General features: G+C 65.9%; 17 protein-coding genes. 8 read left to right on the top strand and 9 right to left on the bottom strand.

Annotation, left to right across the window (positions count from 1 at the left end):
- Window positions 1-36: 36 nt before the first annotated feature.
- Window positions 37-1134, top strand: a complete 1098-nt coding sequence (gene ltaE / locus VFA60_10295; GenBank protein HZQ92170.1) for a low-specificity L-threonine aldolase — start codon at window positions 37-39, stop codon at window positions 1132-1134.
- Window positions 1135-1209: 75 nt separating this feature from the next.
- Window positions 1210-1797 carry a YdcF family protein gene (locus VFA60_10290; protein ID HZQ92169.1) on the top strand — a complete coding sequence of 196 codons (588 nt, stop codon included), beginning with the start codon at window positions 1210-1212 and terminating at the stop codon, window positions 1795-1797.
- Window positions 1798-1843: 46 nt separating this feature from the next.
- Here VFA60_10290 and VFA60_10285 read toward each other — a convergent pair whose 3' ends face one another.
- On the bottom strand, window positions 1844-4024 hold the full coding sequence (locus VFA60_10285) for a thioredoxin domain-containing protein (protein HZQ92168.1): 2181 nt from the start codon (window positions 4022-4024) through the stop codon (window positions 1844-1846).
- A gap of 211 nt (window positions 4025-4235) precedes the next feature.
- Between VFA60_10285 and VFA60_10280 the strand changes: the two genes are divergently transcribed.
- Together VFA60_10280 and VFA60_10275 are read left to right on the top strand one after the other, a co-directional pair.
- Complete coding sequence (locus VFA60_10280) at window positions 4236-5477, top strand: ABC transporter permease (protein HZQ92167.1); 1242 nt, start codon at window positions 4236-4238, stop codon at window positions 5475-5477.
- 2 nt (window positions 5478-5479) lie between these two features.
- Window positions 5480-6718 (top strand): ABC transporter permease, encoded by a 1239-nt coding sequence (locus VFA60_10275; GenBank protein HZQ92166.1) that lies wholly within the window; start codon window positions 5480-5482, stop codon window positions 6716-6718.
- Window positions 6719-6880: 162 nt separating this feature from the next.
- On the opposite strand, the gene VFA60_10270 is transcribed toward VFA60_10275, so the two are convergent.
- The 3 genes from VFA60_10270 to VFA60_10260 all read right to left on the bottom strand — a co-directional run bounded on the left by VFA60_10270 (window position 6881) and on the right by VFA60_10260 (window position 11516).
- A complete protein-coding gene (locus VFA60_10270; GenBank protein HZQ92165.1) occupies window positions 6881-8245 on the bottom strand; it encodes a DUF1501 domain-containing protein in 1365 nt (454 codons plus the stop codon).
- 11 nt (window positions 8246-8256) lie between these two features.
- Complete coding sequence (locus tag VFA60_10265; GenBank protein HZQ92164.1) at window positions 8257-10347, bottom strand: DUF1800 family protein; 2091 nt, start codon at window positions 10345-10347, stop codon at window positions 8257-8259.
- Between the two features lie 179 nt (window positions 10348-10526).
- A complete protein-coding gene (locus VFA60_10260) occupies window positions 10527-11516 on the bottom strand; it encodes a M20/M25/M40 family metallo-hydrolase (protein HZQ92163.1) in 990 nt (329 codons plus the stop codon).
- Between the two features lie 291 nt (window positions 11517-11807).
- Between VFA60_10260 and VFA60_10255 the strand changes: the two genes are divergently transcribed.
- Both VFA60_10255 and VFA60_10250 read left to right on the top strand, forming a co-directional pair.
- Window positions 11808-12446, top strand: coding sequence for an alpha/beta fold hydrolase (locus tag VFA60_10255; protein ID HZQ92162.1), 639 nt, complete (start codon window positions 11808-11810; stop codon window positions 12444-12446).
- 198 nt (window positions 12447-12644) lie between these two features.
- Window positions 12645-13958: a DUF4147 domain-containing protein gene (locus VFA60_10250; protein ID HZQ92161.1), complete on the top strand. Its 1314-nt coding sequence runs from the start codon at window positions 12645-12647 to the stop codon at window positions 13956-13958.
- A gap of 16 nt (window positions 13959-13974) precedes the next feature.
- Here the strand turns inward: VFA60_10250 and VFA60_10245 are convergent, their stop codons facing one another.
- The gene (locus VFA60_10245; protein ID HZQ92160.1) at window positions 13975-14523 is read right to left on the bottom strand and encodes a DinB family protein; all 549 of its coding nucleotides are present in this window, start codon (window positions 14521-14523) and stop codon (window positions 13975-13977) included.
- Window positions 14524-14543: 20 nt separating this feature from the next.
- A complete protein-coding gene (locus tag VFA60_10240; protein HZQ92159.1) occupies window positions 14544-15428 on the bottom strand; it encodes an MBL fold metallo-hydrolase in 885 nt (294 codons plus the stop codon).
- A gap of 217 nt (window positions 15429-15645) precedes the next feature.
- Here VFA60_10240 and VFA60_10235 point away from each other — a divergent pair, with 217 nt between their 5' ends.
- Window positions 15646-16416 carry a ribonuclease HII gene (locus tag VFA60_10235; GenBank protein HZQ92158.1) on the top strand — a complete coding sequence of 257 codons (771 nt, stop codon included), beginning with the start codon at window positions 15646-15648 and terminating at the stop codon, window positions 16414-16416.
- Between the two features lie 80 nt (window positions 16417-16496).
- Here the strand turns inward: VFA60_10235 and VFA60_10230 are convergent, their stop codons facing one another.
- Complete coding sequence (locus tag VFA60_10230) at window positions 16497-17132, bottom strand: hypothetical protein (protein HZQ92157.1); 636 nt, start codon at window positions 17130-17132, stop codon at window positions 16497-16499.
- Window positions 17133-17276: 144 nt separating this feature from the next.
- Complete coding sequence (locus VFA60_10225; GenBank protein ID HZQ92156.1) at window positions 17277-17633, bottom strand: STAS domain-containing protein; 357 nt, start codon at window positions 17631-17633, stop codon at window positions 17277-17279.
- 364 nt (window positions 17634-17997) lie between these two features.
- Here VFA60_10225 and VFA60_10220 point away from each other — a divergent pair, with 364 nt between their 5' ends.
- Window positions 17998-18303: a hypothetical protein gene (locus VFA60_10220; protein ID HZQ92155.1), complete on the top strand. Its 306-nt coding sequence runs from the start codon at window positions 17998-18000 to the stop codon at window positions 18301-18303.
- A 1-nt stretch (window position 18304) separates the two neighbouring features.
- Here VFA60_10220 and VFA60_10215 read toward each other — a convergent pair whose 3' ends face one another.
- Window positions 18305-18568 (bottom strand): hypothetical protein, encoded by a 264-nt coding sequence (locus tag VFA60_10215; protein ID HZQ92154.1) that lies wholly within the window; start codon window positions 18566-18568, stop codon window positions 18305-18307.
- Window positions 18569-18624 lie beyond the last annotated feature (56 nt).

Raw genomic sequence — 18624 nt, 5'->3', positions numbered from 1 at the left:
TCCTGCTCCAAATCCAGTCCGGAGAAAGAAGCGCTCATGAGATCGAATTCTGCGCCGCAGGCGCTGGCCGAGCTTGAACCGAAGCGCGCTGCGGCGGTTGATTTGCGGAGCGACACGGTCACGCGCCCCACGCCGGAGATGCGGCAGGCGATGGCCGAGGCCGAGGTCGGCGACGATGTTTACGGCGAGGATCCCACGGTCAACAAGCTGGAGCAGCGCGCGGCGGAAATTTTCGGGCGCGCGGCGGCGATCTTCGTCCCCAGCGGCACGATGGGCAACCAGATCGCCATCAAGATCCACACCCGCCACGGCCAGGAAGTGATCTGCGAGGAGCGCGCGCACATTTACCAGTACGAGATGGCCACGCTGGCGGCGTTCTCCGGGTGCGTGCCGCGGCTGGTGCCGGCGCAGGACGGCATTCTCACCTGGCCGGAGGTGAAGCGGCGGATCGCGCCCGCGATCTATTACCGCGCGCAAACGGGGCTCGTTTCGCTCGAGAACACCAACAACATGGCCGGCGGTTCGGTGTATCCGGTGGAAGTTGCCGACGAGATCTGCGATGGCGCGCACGCCGCCGGCTTGCCGGTGCATCTGGACGGCGCGCGCATTTTCAACGCCGCCACGGCGCTGGGGCGCGGCGTGGCCGAGATCACGCGCAAGTTCGATTCGGTGATGTTCTGCCTCTCCAAAGGACTGGGCGCGCCGGTGGGATCGATGCTGGTGGGAAGCCGTGAGTTCATCGACAAGGCGCGCGCCTATCGCAAGGCGCTGGGCGGCGGGATGCGGCAGGCGGGGGTTCTCGCTGCCGCGGGGCTGATCGCGCTGGAGAAGATGCCGGCGCGCCTGCAGCAGGACCACGACAACGCCCGTTACCTGGCCCGCGGCCTCGCACAGATTCGCGGCGTGCGCGTGGACGCTGCCAAGGTGGTGACCAACATCCTCGTCTTCGACGTGAGCGGCACGGGCATGACCGCGCACGAGCTTTGCGCGAAGCTGAAGGAGCGCGGCGTGCTCGCGAACGCGGTGAATCCTGAATTGGTCCGCTTCGTGACGCACATGGACGTGGACCGCGAAGGCTGCGCGCAGGCGCTGGAGGCGATGCAGTCCATCTGCGCGAATGCGGCGAGGGCGTGAGCAACCCCGCTCTCCGCGTTCCGCTGCCCGCTTTCCGTCGCGCGGCGGTTTCCAGGCTGAAATGAAGGCGCAAGCGTGAGACGCGCGCGGTTTCGCACTCTGGCCGCTCTTGCCTTGCTGGGCGCGATCCTCTGGGGCGCGCTTGGCGGGCGTTTCCTGGTGGTGGATGCGCCGGAGAAATCGGACGCCATCCTGGTGCTCGAAGGCGAGGCCGGCGTGCGGCTGCGTCGCGCCCTGGAGCTGCTGCGGCAGGGCTGGGCGCCGCGCGTGCTGCTCGATGTTCGTGAGGCCGACTCGTTCTACGGCACGTCGAAAATCGATCTCGCGCAGAAGTGGATTGCTTCGCTCCCGCCGGAAGACGCGGCGAGGATGTCCATTTGTCCCTTCGATGCGCTCTCCACGCAAACCGAGGCACGCGAAGCCGAGCGCTGCCTGAAAGCGATGGGCGCGCGCTCGGTGCTGATCGTGACTTCCGACTACCACACCAGGCGCGCACGCGCCATCTTTCGCCACGAGCTGCCCGGGATGCATTTCTCCGCCGCCGCCGCCTGCGATCCGGAGAGTTTCACGCCGCGCTGGTGGCGGGCACGGCAGACGGCGAAAACATTTCTGGACGAGAGTTTGAAGCTGGGGTGGTTCGAAGTGGTGGACAGGTGGCGGTGACAGATCTGTCGCTCGGACGATCTGATCATCTGGCGACCGGTGGCCGTCAGCCACGGAGCGCCGCGCCAAGGGCGTTTGCTAGCGGGTCCGCGTCGTAGACCGGCGGCTGGCAGCTCGTACCGGTGCAGAGCAGCGCGAAGGGCTTCTCATCGTTCAGCGCGGGTTGCCGGGCGATGGTTTCGGCGAGCGCGGGCGGGAGATTAGGGGCGACGGCCTCATTCGCTGTGAGATGCAGCGCGGTTTTGTTGATCGCGAACGGGGCGATCGCGGCGCGGCAGAGCGCCTTTGCCGCCGGATCGTCGTGCGGGCCCACCACAATCGCCTGCACGTGCGGAAGCGTGGCGCGCAGGACCGCGATTCCGTAGGTCGCGGCGAAGATGCCGAACTGCTCGGCGACGCCGGCGAACAGTTCAAGTGTTTGTTCAGCTTTGTCGCGGTAACCCGCATCATTTGTGTACTCGTGCAGGCGCAGGAGCGCGAGCGCGGCGGCCGGATTGCCGGCCGGCGTGGGCGCGTCCTGGAAGGGCTTGCGGCGGGCGACGAGCGCCCCGAGCGGGTTGTCGCCCTTGCCGCCGAAGCCGGCAGGCGTGTCGAAGAAGCCGCCGCCGGCCGGGTCGTAGAAGCGCTCGATCATGGAGTCGGCGATGCGGCGCGCGAAGCTGAAGTAGCTCAGGTCGGCGGTGGCTTCGTAGGCATCGAGACAGGCGTTGGCGGTGAAGGCGTAATCGTCGAGCAGACCGCGCGTGTCGCGTGCGGCAGCGCTCGGATCGGAGTAGGCGATGACGTGGCGCAGCCCGAGGCGCTTGTTCTCGTCCGTGAAACAGCCTTCGCTCAGGATGCGGTCGAGCGAGCGCAGCGCGAAGTGGAGCGCGCCGTCGAGCTCGAGCGCGCGGCCGGCTTCCAGGTAGGCCGAGATGCAGAGCGCGTTCCAGCTGACGTAAACGGTCTTGTCCACGTAAGGCGTTGGGCGCTTCAACCGCGCCGCCAGCATCTTTCTTTTGGCTGACCCTAAGAGCTCTTCCACGCGCTCGCGGGGAAAGCCGGTGCGCGCGCTGATCTCATCGAGGCCGGCGCGGACGTAGAGCACGTTCTTGGCGGGATCGTGGTGCATCTCGCCGGCTTCGTTGATGTCGTAGTACAGGGCGGCAACCTTCAACTCGTTTTCTTCTGACGCCGTTCCGGCGTCTCCGTTCAGGGCTTCACGCGCTTCAGCGAGCGTCCAGGTGAAATAGTCGCCGTCGTCGTCGAGCGAGGAGTCGGCGTCCTGGCTGGCGTAGAAGCCGCCGTGCTGGCGATCGCTGAGCACTTCGTCCATCCAGCGCATGATGTCGCCGGCGACCTGCGCGAAGAACGGGTCGCCCGTGACCTGGAAGCCGTGGACGTAGTTCTTCAGCAGCTCGGAGTTGTCGTACGCCATTTTTTCGAAGTGGGGAACGATCCAGCGCTCGTCCACCGAGTAACGATGGAAGCCGCCGGCGAGCTGGTCGTAGACGCCGCCGCGCGCCATGCGGGTGAGCGTGGTGACGATGAGCGAGCGCAGGCGCTCGTCGCCAGTACGCGCGTAGCGGTCCATGGCCAGGTCGAGCGCGCTGGGATGGGGGAACTTGGGCGCGTGGCCGAAGCCGCCGTATTGCGCGTCGAAATTCTGGAGCGCCGATTCGACCATGCGCTCGGCGATGCGCGGCGAAATTTTTCCTTCGCGGCCGGCGAACGTTTCCGCCTGCGAGATTGCCGCCATCACCGCGCCGGCGGATTCCTGCACCTCGCCGTGCTTGTCGCGATAAGCGGCGGCGATGGCCTGGAGCACGCGCGGGAAGCCGGGGCGTCCCCACTGGTCAGCGGGAGGGAAGTAGGTGCCGCCGAAGAACGGCTTGCCCTCGGGCGTCAGGAAGACGGTCAGTGGCCAGCCGCCCTGTCCGCTGATGGCCTGCACGGCGGCCTGGTAGCGGCTGTCCACGTCAGGGCGTTCGTCGCGGTCTACCTTGACGGCGACGAAGTTATCGTTGATCACGCGCGCCGTTTCCGGGTTCTCGTAGGACTCGCGGTCCATCACGTGGCACCAGTGGCACCATACCGCGCCGATGTCGAGCAGGATGGGCTTGTTCTCGCGCTGCGCGGTGGCAAAGGCCTCCTCGCCCCACTCGTGCCAGTGGATGGGCTGGTGGGCCGCCGACCGCAAGTAGCTCGAGGCGGCCTGGGACAGCGTATTGGCCGGGGAGACGGGCATTCGATCTAGTCTAGTCTCTTGGTCGGCCAGTCTGTCAGCCGGTCAGCAAGATCGACAGCCGACGTGCTGACAGACTGACGGGCGGACCGACTGGGCGACCCACGGACAGGAATCGGACACGCAACTTTGGCCATCTTTGACCGTCCAACGGAAGGCCGCTTTTGCGGGAACTTTCCCCGTTTTCTGGCCGTATCTCACCATGTCGATGCGAATGATGCTGGACATCGTCCGCCAGGTGCTGCGCACGCTGTGGGCGCACAAGCTGCGTTCGTTCCTGACCATGTTCGGGATCGCGTGGGGCGTGGGTTCGCTGCTGCTGCTGGTCGGGCTGGGCGAGGGCTTTCGCAGCGGCAACGAGCGGGAGCTGAACACCATCGGCAAAGACATCATGTTCATCTTCCCGGGACGCACGCCAGCGGTTCCGGGACAGCCGAATTCCGCGCGGCAGTATTTCCTCACCTTCGACGACTACGAAGCCATCAAGGCCCAGGCCAAGACGCTGCGCGCCGTGGCGCCGGTGCTGAGCCGCACCGATGTGCGCTCGGTCAGCGAGTTCGCCAACAGCAACGGGCAGGTGTTCGGCGTGCCGCCCAGCTACAACCAGATCCGCTATCTGCCCACCGGCGAAGGCCGCTGGTTCAACGACGCCGACAACGCCGAGCGGCGCAACGTGGCCGTGCTGGCGTGGGAGATGCGCAACAACCTGTTTCCCGGGCGTCCGGCCCTGGGCTCCACGATTCTCATGAATGGTGTGCGCTTTGAGGTGATCGGCATCATCAAGTCCGTCGGCCGCGGCGACACCAACATGACCAACCAGCGCGTGTTCATCCCGCTGGACACCATGCGCCAGCTTTTTCCGCTGAAGAAAGAGCAGGAGAAGGACGCGGTTTCCTTCATCAACTACCAGCCGATCACCCGCGAGATGCACGACGCGGCCCGGCAGGAAGTGCGCAAGATCATCGCGCAGCGCCACGGCTTCGACGCCAGCGACCCCGACGCCTTCGAAGACTGGGACACGGTGAAGAGCGCCGAGACAGTGGGCCAGATCTTCACCGCCATGGACATGTTCCTGGGCGGCGTGGGCGTGGTGACGCTCACGCTGGGCGCCATCGGGATCATCAACATCATGCTGGTGTCGGTGACCGAGCGCACCCGCGAAATCGGACTGCTCAAGGCGCTCGGCGCCACCAACCGCAGCGTGCTGCTGCAATTTTTCTTCGAGGGCCTGTTCCTCACGCTGCTGAGCGGCGGGATCGGGATGGGCGTGGCCGCGGGATTCATGGGCTGGATGCACACGCTGCCTTCGCCTCCGGGGTTCGATCCGCCAACTCTGGTGCCGGCATCGGCGGCGCTGGCCATCGGCACTTTGACAGTGGCCGGCGTGGTGGCCGGCCTGTATCCGGCGCGGCGCGCGGCCATGCTCCAGCCGGTGGAAGCCCTGAGGAAGGAGTAACCGTGGTCCACGATCTGTTCCAACAGGCCTATGCCGCCATGCGGCACGATCGCCGGCGCACGGCGCTCACCATGCTCGGCATGGCGTGGGGTATCGCCACGGTGGTGCTGTTGCTGGCCTACGGCGCCGGATTCGGACGCGCGATCCAGGCCATCTTCGCCAACTTCGGCACCAACGTCATCATCGCGGTGCCCGGACGCACGGCCCAGCAGGCCGGCGGGCTGAAGGCCGGCACCGAAATCAAGTTCACGCTCGACGACGTGGAGAAGCTGCAGGCGGCCGTGCCGCTCATCCGGCACATCTCTCCGGAAGTCGGCAAGCAGGCGCAGGTGCAGCACGACGTGCGCTCCTACCAGATGCCGATTTCGGGCGATTACGCGAACATCGTCCGCATCCGCAAGCTGGACGTGGCCGACGGCCGCTTCTTCAACGAGCAGGACGAGCAGCAGCGCGCCCGCGTGGCCGTGCTCGGCTCGGAGGCGAAGACCAGGCTGTTCAGCGGCCAGTACGCGCTCGGCGAAAGCATCCGCGTGAACGGCATCGCGTTCACCGTGGTTGGCGTGCTCGCGCCCAAGATGCAGGAGGGCGACGACAACATCAACAGGCAGATTTACGTCCCGTTCGCCGTGATGGGCGACCTGAAGGACACGCACTACATCGAGTCCATCTGGATGAACTACGAGGGCGACCACAAGGCGGTCGCCAAGGGCGTGAAGAACGCGCTGGCCACCATGCACAACTTCAAGCCCGACGACAAGCGCGCCGTCATGATGTTCGACCTGATGGACCAGGTGAACCAGTTCGAGATCATCACCGCGGGTTTGCAGGTCCTGCTGGGCTTCATCGGCATGCTCACGCTGGGCATCGGCGGCGTGGGCCTGATGAACATCATGCTGGTGGCGGTCACGCAGCGCACGCGCGAAATCGGCGTGGAGAAAGCGCTGGGCGCGCGCAAGCGGCATATCCTCTTCCAGTTCCTCGCCGAGGCGCTGACCATCACGGCGGCCGGCGGCGCAGCCGGCATCGTGATCGCCTACCTGGTTTCGTGGAGCGTGGGACCGCTGACGCTCTACAGCGCCATCGCCAAGAACGCCGAGGCGGCCGACATACGGTTGATCATCAACCCCGGTAACCTCGTGGTCTCCACCATGATTCTCGGCTTCGTCGGGCTGATCAGCGGCATGCTGCCGGCCATCCGCGCGGCCAACATGGACCCGATCGAGGCGCTGCGGTACGAGTAAAGCAGCAGTCAGCAATCAGCACTCAGCATTCAGCCCCTGAGCTGATGCCGAGCTGCGGAATTGCCGAACTGAACACCCGCTCTTGACGGGTGATCAATTCGGCAGTTCCATTTTCGGCAGACCGTTCCAGAGGCTGAATGCTGAGTGCTGACTGCTGATTGCTTACCCCAGGAACGTGAGCTTCTGCGTCGCGAAGTTCGCCAGGTTGGGGAAGATTGTGGGCAGGTCCGCTGCCGCCACGCCGAACCAGGAAGCCAGCGTGGCGCCGTACTGGTCCACGGCGGTGGTTGGAATCCAGCGGCCGTTGGAGCCGGCGTCGTCGGGGCCGCCGAGCGCGAGCGTGGGGAACGTGCCGTAGATGTCGCCGCCGAGGACGGCGCCGCCCATGATCAGGTGGTGGCTGCCCCATCCGTGGTCGCTGCCGCCGCCCGAGCCCGGCTGGAGCGTGCGGCCGAAGTCGGAGAGCGTGAAGGTGGTCACGCTGGAGTCGACGTTGAGTTCGCGCGTGGCGTCGGAGAAGGCCAGCAGCGCGGGCGCCAGCTGCGAGAACAGATTGCCCTGCTGGTTGATCTGGTCGCTGTGCGTGTCGAAGCCGCCGAGCGAGCAGAAGAAGATCTGGCGCTTCAATCCGAGCGCGCCGCGCACCTGGATGATGCGCGCCACCTGCGCGAGCTGATTTCCAATCGAGGTGTTGGGAAACGTGGTCGCCAGCGGCGTGCCGCCGGCGAGCGCGGCGTTCAGCGTGGCGGCGTCGCGGAAGGCCTGCTGCGTGATGCCGCTGGCTGCCTGCACCAGTGAGAGTCCCGTGTCGAGCGTGAGCAGTTGCTGCACCGCGTTGAGGCGCGCGGTGGAGGCGGCGTCGCTGCCGAAGCCGCTGAGCGCGCTGGTGGAGCCGGGCGTCATGGTGGCGGGGCGCGTCTGCGCGCCGTTGCAGAACAGCGGCGATCCGGCGACGGAGAGCACCGTGGGGAAGCTGACGCCGGAGTTGAACGCGGGCGCGATCTTGTCGGCCACGCGGCCGGCCCAGCCCGTGGTGGCGTTGCTGCTGGCGAATGACGATTGCCACTCCGACTGCTGGTCCGAGTGCGAGAACAGGTTCGACGGGACGGCGACCTGGCGCGCCAGATATTGCGCGCGCGTCGTTGGCCGCACCAGCACGCCGACGTTGGCAAGGATTGCCAGCCGGCGGGCATTGAACAGGGTTTGCAATCCGCCAAGGTTGGCGTGGAAGCCGTAGTTGACGCCGCCTGTGGCAGGTGTGACGGAGAGCAGCGAACTCTGCGTGAGCGCCAGGCCGCCGTTGGCGGTGCTGCCGCGCGCGTTGGCGTAGTTCTGGTAGAGCGTGTTGTCGAGCGGCACGATGATGTTGTTGCCGTCGTTGCCGCCGAACAGAAAGATGCACACCAGCGCGCGATAGTCCGCGGTGGCCTGCGCGAAGGCGCTGATCAGGCCCAGCTTGCTGAATCCGGCGGCGCCCGCCACGGTCAGCAGCGAGCAGCACTTGATGAAGTCGCGGCGATTTGCCATGAGCATCTCCCTCAGTGCGAAACCTGGAACTGTGACGACGAGCCGATCACGTAGATCGCGGTGCGCGCGCGCTGCGTGGTATTGGAGGCGCCCACGGCCTGCACCGCGGCCAGCACCTGCTGGCGCATCTCGCTGGACATCTGGTTGTGCATCATGTCGGCGTCGAGCGCGTCGAGCATCAACTGCGGTGTGCCCGCCAGGCTGGCGTAGCGGCTGACGTCAATGGTTGTGCCCGCCAGCGTGCCGAAGGCGATGGTGTTCACGAAATTGATGCGCGTGACCGCGTTCGTCGTGGTTTGAATGTTGAACTCAGGACCGAGCAGCGCCGTGCCGGGAATGATCCACGTGGGCGGAAAATAATTGAACACGCTGCCGGAGAAGAACAGCCGCTGGCCCATGTTCTGCGCCTGCGTCGCCAGGTTGGAGCCGTCGCTGGTGGCATTGATCGCGCGCAGCAGACCGGTCACGAACAGCACCGGCTCGCGCAGGTGCCCATCGCTGGCGGCGGGCGTGTTGTCGCCGCGGCGCGCCTCGGGATCGAGCAGGATGGCGGTGATCACCGCCTTCATGTCGCCGCGCACGCCGCTGCCGTTGTTTTCAAACGCCGCCACCACGCGCTGCACGTACGCCGGGCTGGGATTGCTCGAGGTGAAGTGCTGGATCAGGTTCTTGCACACGAACGGCGCCGTGCTGGAGTAGTTGAAGATGTTCGCCATCGCCGCGTCCAGGTCCTGCGCGGCAGTCTGGTTGGGCGGCACGATAAAGCCATCGAGCAGCGTTTTCGTGCCAACATCGTGGAGCGGCTCCCACGCCACCATCGGGCCGCTGTAGTTCTCCGGATTGTGCGCCTGCGCGGTGGCGCCGGACCGCGGCGGGTACGTCCAGCCGGTAAAGACGCGCGCGAACTCCTGCACCGTCGCCTGGTCGTAGGTGTTGAGCGGCGCGCCCTGCGCGTCGGTCTTCACCGTGCCGTCGCGATTCAGCTGGAACGTGCCCGTGGTGAACAGCTGCAGCAGTTCGCGCGCGTAGTTCTCGTTGGCGTGCGTGCCGGCCGCCGGGTTCGGCTTGTCGTTGTTCACCATGTCGAGATAGCGGCCCATGGCCGGGTTCAGGGTCACGTCGCGCATGATGGTGGAGTAGTTGCCCAGCGCGTTGGCCTGCATCTGGCGAAGGAACTGCGCGTAACCCTGCGCGTTGGTGATGGTGATGCCCGAGATTACCCAGATCTGCTCGAGCGCGAACGCCATGCGCTGCCGCACCTGGTCGTTGCCGTTCATGGCGTTGTTGAACCACTGCTGCTGGAGGTTGGTGAAGTCTGTGGCGCTGGCGGGATCGGTGAGCGTGGATGCGGGCGCTGCAAACTGCTCGTTCAGATAAGCCTGCATGCCCACCTGGGCCACGTGCGCGACCAGCGCGGGCGTGGGTCCGAACGTTGCCTGCTCCAGGAAGCGAGCAGCGGCGCGCGCGCTGATGAGCGTCACCGGCAGGTTCACACTTCCCGACGTCGCGCTGCCGGGATTCGGATTGGTGACCGTGACGCTCAGCGTGCCGACCGCGGCGGCGTTGCCGGAGGCGCGCAGCTGGGTGGACGAGACGAACGTCGTCGCGATATTCGTGCCATTCACGGCGACCGTGGCCCCATTCACGAACTTGCTGCCGACGATGGTGATGTTGTTGAACGGGCCCACCTCCACCGTGGCCGGTACGATCGCCGTGATCACGGGAATCGGGTTCTGGAGCGTGACCGCGGCGCCGCCGGACTTGGTCGTGTCCTGCACGCTGGTCGCGGTGACGCTGATGCCGGCGGCGGGCATCGTTGCCGGCGCAGTGTAGAGGCCGCTGGCGTTGATGGTGCCCGTGGTCGCGTTTCCGCCGGTGACGCCGTTCACCGCCCACGTCACGGCGGTGCTGGCGGCGCCGGTGACGGTGGCGGTGAATTGCTGCGTGTCGCCAAGGCGCACCGACGCCGTGCCCGGGCTGACGATGACGTTGACTCCAGCCACGACCGGATTCGTGTTGGTGGAAGTGGAACCGCCGCCGCCACCGCATCCGACCAGCGCGGCCATTAGCAGAACCGCCGTCCAGCGAGCGAAGTTGCGCATGCTCACCACCTGCATCCCGCAATCAACGATGTACTTTGGCGGACAGAAGGACCGGGGGCCGAACAGCGAGAAACCGCGTCCACCGTAGGGGAGGGGTGCATGATAGCACCGTCCGTCCCGGCAGCAGCACTGCTCAGGCAAGGAATTCAGGACATGGCCGGAAGGTAATCGGCGGGAGGTTACCGCAGCCGGAGAGCGACTTCGCAGTACAGGTCCACCGCCGCCAGAAGCTGCCGCTTTTCAATGTGTTCGCGCTCGGTGTGCGCCACCAGGATGGAGCCGGGGCCGACCAGCAGCGGCGTGCCCCAGGCGGAAAGCGCGGGAATGTCGGTGGTGAAGCTGGCGATCATGGTGGGCAGCCCATCGAGCGCGCGCAGGCGGACGAAGGGGATCTCGAGCACGAAATTGGCGGTGGCGAGCCCGGCGACGGCGGCTTCGATCTGCCGCTTGAGCTCCTGCGCCGGGCCGACCAGCCGATAAAGCAGCTGCGCGCGCGCCCGGTCGGCGATGACGTTGGGCGCGCGTCCGCCTTCGATCACGCCGATGTTCATGGTCGTGGACCCAATTTCCGGGTCGGCGGGCAGCGGCATCTCGAGCAGGCGGTTCAGGGCGCGAATGAGTTTTTCGATCGCCGACTCGCCCAGATCGGGATACGCCGAGTGCGCCATGCGGCCTTCAGCAACCAACTCCACCCGCAGCGCGCCCTTGGAAGCCAGCGCCAGGCGGTTCTCGGTGGGCTCGCCGTTCACCAGAAACTTGGCGCCGGTGGGCTGCCGGTTGGCGACCATGGCGCCCAGGCTGTCACGCTCTTCGCCCACGACGAACAGCAGGCCGACCGGGATATTGCGGGCGCGCAGGCGCTCGGCGGCGGCAATCTGCGCTGCGATGATGCCTTTTGCATCGCACGAGCCGCGTCCGTAGATGCGCTGGTCGTCTTCCGACGAGGGAATGAACGGCGGCACCGTGTCCATGTGGGTGGAGAAGTAGGTCACCGGCGCAGGGCCGGGCAGCGTGGCGTGCACGTTGAACCGCCCTTCTTCCACCGCCATGGCGCGCGCCTCCCAGCCAAGCGAGGCGAGCCGCGCCAGCAGGAAGTTGCCCACGTCGGCCTCGCGTCCGGTGGTGGATTCAATGTCCACCAGCTCGCGCGTGAGGCGCAGAGGATCCATGCCGGGCAGGATAGCAGAGCGCTGCCGGCTGCTGGCCAACGACGTCAGTGCGTGCGATGTTAACGGGACGCCGAAACCCGGCTGACGCATTCCCATCTTGGAAATCCACAATGTAACGGACTCAAGTCTCGTCGCCCCTGATAACGGTAGACGTCCTTCTGAGGGAAGGCCGCAAGGACCTGCAGTATGTGATGCTCAATGGCGCTCCGGTGATTGGACCCTAAAAGCGGGGACACGGTGCACGATCAGAAGGGCAGCCCGTTGGAATAGCTGGCTGTATGATCCAGGATCGTGCCCGGCGAAATCAGGTCCCTTTTCCTCGACGGACTGGCCGGCCGCCTGGAGGCGCTGCTCAATGCCGGCGATGCGCAGCCGCAGCGGGCGGCGGTGGTGTGCCATCCGCATCCGATGTTCGGCGGCACCATGCACAACAAGGTTGTGTATCACGCGGCGAAGGCGCTGAACCGGTTCGGATATCCCGTGCTGCGTTTCAATTTTCGCGGCGCGGGTCTCAGCGACGGCGAGCACGACGCGGGGCGCGGCGAGCAGGACGATGTCCGCACGGCGCTGGACTGGCTGAAGCGCGAATTCGGCGTGCCCATCATCTTTGCCGGGTTTTCCTTCGGCGCCGCCGTCGGGCTGCGGGTGGCGTGCGGCGACGCCGGCGTCACAGCGTGCGTCGCAATCGGGATGCCCGTCTCGGCCGAAGGACGCAACTACAGCTACGGATTCCTCAGCGGATGCTCGAAGCCGAAGCTGTTCGTCAGCGGCGCGCGCGACCAGTACGCGTCGAGCGCCGATTTGAAGCGCGTGGTTGAGGCGGCGCCCGGGCCGAAGAAACTTGTGCTGGTCGAGGGCGCGGACCACTTCTTCGCGGGAAAGCTCGACCAAATGCGGGCGGCGATTGAGGAATGGGTGGAAGGGTTGTAGGCAACGCAGAGTGTCCCGGGCGCGAAGATCAAAAGCTACAGCGAACCACAGAGGCACGAAGGCAGCACAAGGGACAACAACCTCAAAAACAAGTGAAACGCTGGTCCGCCTCGCTCGCGCGACCTTCGTGTCCTTTGTGGTTAGCTTTTGGGGCGGCGCAACGACCTGCAATCGTCTGGCGTGGCTATAATTCCCGCAATGCCAGCCGGCGTAAACTCTTTGCGCGAAATCGCGCGCCACATCTTCACGACTGCGCTGGCGGAAGCCTCGATTGCGCGCGCCTTCGAGCGCCACGTCCACTACGAGCGCGGCGTGCTGCGCGTGGTGGACGACCTCTACGACATTCCCTCGCCGGCCGACGCGCTGGTGGTCGCTTTCGGAAAGGCCGCCCACACCATGGCGGCCGAACTCGGAGCGCGCATGGGAAGCGGTTTGCGCGGCGTGATCAGCGCGCCGCCTGGTCCCGGCCCGCGCCTGGCCGGCTTCCAGTACTTCCGCGGCGGGCACCCGGCGCCAAATCGAGACTCGATGGAAGCGGCGCAGGCCATGCTGCGCGAGCTGCGCGCGCAGGCGCGGCGGCGCGGCCCGGTCATCTTTCTGATCAGCGGCGGCGGGTCTTCACTCGTCGAAAAACCGCTCGACAGTTCGATCTCGCTCGAAGACCTGAAGGCCTGCTATCAGGCGCTGGTGAATTGTGGGGCGCCGATCGCCGAGATCAACGCCGTGCGCAAGCACCTGTCGTCCGTCAAGGGCGGGCGCATGGCGCAGGCGGCGGCGGGGACGCAGCAGGTTTCGATCATGGTGTCCGATGTGCCCGACAATGCGCTCGATGCGCTCGCCTCGGGACCGACCATGCCCGACAGCAGCACGGTGGAACAGTGCTTCGAGATCGCCGCGCGATACGGCCTCGGGCCGCAGGTTCCTGCGTCGCTGCGCAGCGCCTTCGAGCAACGTTCACTGGTCGAGACGCCGAAAGCGGGCGACCCGGCCTTCGCCCGCTCGCGCTGGTGGCCCGTTCTCTCGAACAAGAACGCGCTGGAGGCGGCGGCCGCGGCAGCCGCGGCTGCCGGCTTCGCGGTGGAGGTGGACAACAGCTGCGACGACTGGGACTATGCTCGCGCGGCCGACTACCTGCTGGAGCGATTGCGCAAATTGCGCCAGGGAGTTTCGCGCGTCTGCCTGCTCTCCGGCGGCGAAGTCACGGTGCGCCTCCGCAACGGCGGCGCCGGCGGACGCAACCAGCAGTTCGCGCTCTATTGCGCGACAAGAATTGCGGGAGAAAAAATCGCCGTCCTCAGCGCGGGGACCGACGGCATTGACGGCAACAGCCCGGCGGCCGGCGCCATCGCCGACGGTACTACCCTGGAACGGGCGCGGGAAGCGGGTTTCGACGCATCCCGTTCACTGGCCAGCTTCGATGCATTTCCTTTGTTCCAGAAGACAGGCGACGCGATTGTCACCGGGCCGTCGGGAAACAACGTTCGCGATCTGAGGGTGTTGCTGGCTGAATGAACGGAAATCCACCGATCTAGTCTGATGAGCTGTGTCCGTTGCAGTGGAGCACGCCGAGGTACTTGATCCACGGGCCGACCGCTTCGCGGTACTGGTGCGCCATCACGCGCGAAATCTGATGCAGGTGTGTGAGGTCGTGCGCGGCCCAGGTGGCGAGCAGTTGTGAAAGCGTGACCGGGCCGAACGAGGGATGACGCCCGCGCTTGGCGAGGTCGGAATCGCGCAGGTTGAGGACGCGCAACGCGTCAAGACTCTCGCGGCGCACAACGGCGAATTCGTCGAGCAGCTGCGGCAGCGGCCTGGCCAGCCGCTCCCGCTCGTCTTCGTCGCGATCGAAGCGTTCGAAAACGCGCGACTCACCAAACTCCAACAGCGTCTTCACTCGCGGAATCCAGTTGGTGCGTTCGGCCTGGATAAGATGCGCGACCACGATCTTGGGCGAGTAGGTGTCCTCGCCTTCGTTCGTCTCCGTCCAAACCTCCGGCAGGTCGTGCAGCAGCGCGTCGAGCGCCGCCGGCGTGCGGGCGAGGAGTGCGATGGTGTCCTGCAGGCGATGTTCACTCATGACGTTCTCAACCGCGAGGTCTACCGGAAGAACTGCGTCACGCCCTCCTGGAGCACCAGCACGCGGTCGTCGACGCCGGCCTTCCGCGCCTCGTCCATGAGGAGCTGCGGCGGTTCTTCCACCGGCTCGTGCGAGAGCCGGAACGTGCCATAGTGCATGGGAATCATCCAGCGCGCGCCGAGGTCCACAAACGCCTGCACCGCGTCGCCGGGGCTGGTGTGGACGTTGCGGAACGATGCCGGCGAGTAGGCGCCGATGGGCAGCAGCGCGAGTTCGGGTGCCAGCCGCTTGCCGATTTCGTGGAAGCCGTTGAAGTAGGCGGTGTCGCCGGCGTGGTAAACGCTGTGGCGGCCGGCGCGAACCACGTATCCGCCGTATCCGCGGTGGTAATCGCGGATCATGCGCGCGCCCCAATGCCGTGAGGGCACGTGGGTCACGCTCAATCCGTCGCGCCGGTGCTCCTCCCACCACTCCAGCTCGATCACTTCGCGGAAACCGAGATCGAACACCAGGTCGCGCAGGTTCTTCGGCACGACGATGATGGGCGCGCGCCCCTGCTGGCGGCGCGTAAGGCGCGCGATCGTCCGCAGCGACCGGCGGTTCAGGTGGTCGAAGTGCGCGTGCGTGACCAGCACGTAGTCAATCGGCGGCAGGTCCTGCGGGCGCAGCCCGGGCCGGCGCAGCCGCTTCAGCACGAACAGCCAGCGGGCGAAATTCGGATCGACGACGACGTTGCGGCCCGCAACCTGGAGCAGGAAGCCGGAGTGCCCAATGAAGGTGACGCCCAGTTCGTCATGATGCCCGAGGACGGGCCGGTGGTTCTCCCCGGTGCGCGGTGTGAGCGCCGAGTGGCGCACCAGGCGTCCAAACTGCCGGGCCTTCTTGCGGAGCGTGATGTTCAGCATGTCCTTACAATTGGACGAGGCAGAGTGGATGAAGGATTCGCAAGCAGCATGCGCGCCTTCATTCTCACATAAATCAGCCCCCGAATTCCGGAGGAAGTTGGATTTGAGAAGATAATTTGCTATTGGTTATTGGCGGTTTGTTATTGCGAAACCGTCTTGGAGACTCCGGCCGACGGGCTTCACCCAATCCATCGCCAAATAACAAATAGCAAATATCTTGCCTCGCCCCGCCGCCCATCCCGAGAAGCTCTCCAAGTCGGCGCTGAAGCTGCGTCTGCTGAAGCGGCTGCGCTGCACCACCCGGTTCGAGCAGCAGGCGTGGGCGTCGGGCGCCAGGCTGGTGGCCGGCGTGGACGAAGTGGGGCGCGGGTCGCTGTTCGGTCCGGTGGTGGCCGGCGCGGTCATTCTGAATCCCGAGGACCGCATTCGCGGCCTGCGCGATTCCAAGCTCCTGCCGGCCGAGCGGCGCGAGGTGCTGGCCGAGCGCATCCGCGAACGCTGCGTGGCCTGGGCGGTGGCGGCGGTGGACGTGGCGCGCATCGACCAGATGAACATCTACCACGCCTCGCGCCTGGCCATGGCGGAAGCTGTCGCCAAGTTGACTCCCGCGCCCGATCATCTGCTGATCGACGCGCTGCTGATCGACTGGCCGTGCGGCCAGACGCGCATCATCCACGGCGACGCGCGTTCGGCCTCGATCGCCGCCGCCTCGATCATCGCCAAGGTGGAGCGCGACCGCATGATCGCTGCCTGGGACCCGGTGTTCCCCGAGTACGGGCTGGCCAGCAACAAGGGCTACAGCACGCCGCGGCACATACGCTCGCTGCGCGAGCACGGGCCCTCGCCGCTGCATCGGCAATCGTTCGCGCCGGTGTGGACCTCGTCGGCGCCGCAGGAAGTGCTCGAGTTCATGCTGGAGGAACAGGAGCAGTCAGCACTGAGCAATCAGTATTCAGCCGGGGAAGAGTTGTTGGGCGAGGAAGGCTGAGGACACGCGCTATTCCAGATGCGCTTTTGGCTCTGAGCTTTCGGCGAAGAGCCAACAGCTAAAAGCCAACAGCGCCTTTCCTACATCAATTCCAAATGAAATTTGCTCAGCCGCTCGCCGTCGGGTGAGAGCACTTCCAGGACTACGCGGTCTTCGGCCGCGACGTCGCGCAGGGTGAAGTCCACGCGGTAAATGCGCTCGTCGTAGGGCACATCGGCGGGGACACCAATCAGCTGCACGTCATTCGGTTGCAGGGTCCGCACGTTCAGGCCGCGGTAGACGCGCGCGCGGAAGACCAGGTGGAGCAGCAGGTCGTCGAGCGCATACCTGCTCTTCAGCGAAAACGGCGGCTCACCGGTTTCGGCGTACGGACGCCGCGCGGTGGCGGTCACACGAAACGAAACGTTGGCGGGGAAGTAGCGGACCGGCTCACCGTCGCGGTCCTTCACAAGCCTCGTGCTTCCCTGGACGTAGCGGCGCATGCCCTCGAAGCCGGGACTCTCGGCCGTGGCGAACAGCACGAACATGCGATCAGCCGGCGGCAACTGCAGCGCTTCGGCCCCCAACGGCACCACGGAGTGGAACTCCCAGTCCACAAGTGGGGCGATGGATGCCGCGCGCGCACCCTCCTCCCCGCGCGCCTGTGACCCTACGGTGAATGCTGCCAGCAGCAGCCCGGGAAGCAAAGCGCCGCGAATGATGCTAGTTGCGCGCAAATCTTCACCTGCCTGAATAGCGGCTGAAAGCCGCACCGGCCGCGCCTTTCAGTCACGTCGCTGCAACCGCCAAGCCAAAACCGCCGGGAAGCGAGAGGAAGCCGAAAGAAGAGGGCCACATCCGCCAAAGCAAGGCAGGCCAGATCAGGCCGGCGCAGTGCGGAAGTTCTCGGTTGCTGCTGCCGCCGTGGGGAACAGGGGGACGATGTTGTCCACCTGGGTGAGCTTGATGACCTTCTCGACCGCGCCGGTGGCGCCGGCCACGCGCAGTTCGCCGCCGGCAACGCGCATCTTCCCCGAGCAGGACACCAGGATGCCGATGCCCGTGCTGTCCATGTGGGTAACGTTCGTCAGGTCGAGCACCAGCTTGCGGGTGCCCTTCTGGATGAGTTCGTTGACCTGCCACTCCAGCTGCTGACAGTCGCGGCCGATGCAGATGCGGCCGGTGACTTCGACGACGGCGACGTCGGGCGCGACGTTACGGGTCTGAACGGTGAGCACGGCGCCTCCTCGGTCTGCGGCGGGCAATGGTAGCCGTGGGCCGCTGGGAATGCAATGAGTTCCAGCGTGCTTGCTGAGCAACAAACATCCGACCGCGCAGGCGACCAGCATTCCACCCACGCCGCGAATGTCCGGTTTGGATACGGCCCGGTGGCTTCGTTCACAGGGCCACGGCATCCAGAGCTGCACAATTCATGGTGCAATCCGGGCGCAAATTGGCGCTTGCGGCGCGGCAACTGGCTGGTACTCTGTGTGCAGTCCAGAAATTCCACAGGGCCAGGAGCAGGCATTCGCTATGCCAGCCGCGAAGCGAATCGTGTCGGTGTCCTCGGATCCAATCCTGTTGCAAACGCGGAACGCCGTATTGCGTTCTGCCGGCTACGACGTTAGCGACGCCACAGGCGCGGACGACACGAAAAAACTGCTCGACGGGTCGCGCTTTGACGTGCTCGTCATCGGCCACACCATGCCGGAGAGCGTGCGCAGGACGCTGTCGGAAATGGGACAAAGGCATGCCACGCCGGTCGTGTTGCTCTGCCTCGGGCGCGGCCAGAGTTCCGACATCGCGGCTGACGTGCGCGTGGATTCCAGCGAAGGTCCGGCCGCCCTGCTGAAGGCGGTTGCCGGTCTTCTCGGGCCGCGGCGCCGCGCGGCCAGCGGCTCGCGCTAGTTCAATGCTTCTTTTTCTTCTTGCCTGATTCAGGCGCACTGCCGAAGGCAGGCTGCAGACCCATCACGCTGGCCAGTACGCGGTCGAACGCTTCCTTGTTCGACATCTCTTTTTTTCCGCCGCGGTTCTTGCGATACGTGTGTTCGTAGGTGCAGGTGCGGCAGCGGACCTTCTGCGCTTCGTCGCCCGTCAGCGAGACGACCGAGTGGTCGGTGGTGCGCTTGCAGCGCGAGCAGTAGTCGTCAATGTCATCGCCGAGGCGCATGGCAGTGAAGATCGGGACATCGGGCCAGTGGTCCCTGGGCCCCAAGGGCCAGAGAT

It is taken from the genome of Terriglobales bacterium (genome assembly GCA_035651995.1).
In the GTDB taxonomy this organism is placed as follows: domain Bacteria; phylum Acidobacteriota; class Terriglobia; order Terriglobales; family Acidobacteriaceae; genus DASRER01.
The sequence above is the reverse complement of the archived record's forward strand: the minus strand, read 5'-3'. Positions and strand labels throughout refer to the sequence as shown.

What these genes read in the sequence shown, in the direction of transcription:
- ltaE (HZQ92170.1), top strand. Translation starts at nt 37, where the DNA reads ATGAGATCGAATTCTGCGCCGCAGGCGCTGGCCGAGCTTGAACCGAAG.
- VFA60_10285 (HZQ92168.1), bottom strand. Translation starts at nt 4,024, where the DNA reads ATGCCCGTCTCCCCGGCCAATACGCTGTCCCAGGCCGCCTCGAGCTAC.
- VFA60_10280 (HZQ92167.1), top strand. Translation starts at nt 4,236, where the DNA reads ATGATGCTGGACATCGTCCGCCAGGTGCTGCGCACGCTGTGGGCGCAC.
- VFA60_10270 (HZQ92165.1), bottom strand. Translation starts at nt 8,245, where the DNA reads ATGGCAAATCGCCGCGACTTCATCAAGTGCTGCTCGCTGCTGACCGTG.
- VFA60_10265 (HZQ92164.1), bottom strand. Translation starts at nt 10,347, where the DNA reads ATGCGCAACTTCGCTCGCTGGACGGCGGTTCTGCTAATGGCCGCGCTG.
- VFA60_10260 (HZQ92163.1), bottom strand. Translation starts at nt 11,516, where the DNA reads ATGGATCCTCTGCGCCTCACGCGCGAGCTGGTGGACATTGAATCCACC.
- VFA60_10250 (HZQ92161.1), top strand. Translation starts at nt 12,645, where the DNA reads ATGCCAGCCGGCGTAAACTCTTTGCGCGAAATCGCGCGCCACATCTTC.
- VFA60_10245 (HZQ92160.1), bottom strand. Translation starts at nt 14,523, where the DNA reads ATGAGTGAACATCGCCTGCAGGACACCATCGCACTCCTCGCCCGCACG.
- VFA60_10240 (HZQ92159.1), bottom strand. Translation starts at nt 15,428, where the DNA reads ATGCTGAACATCACGCTCCGCAAGAAGGCCCGGCAGTTTGGACGCCTG.
- VFA60_10215 (HZQ92154.1), bottom strand. Translation starts at nt 18,568, where the DNA reads ATGCGCCTCGGCGATGACATTGACGACTACTGCTCGCGCTGCAAGCGC.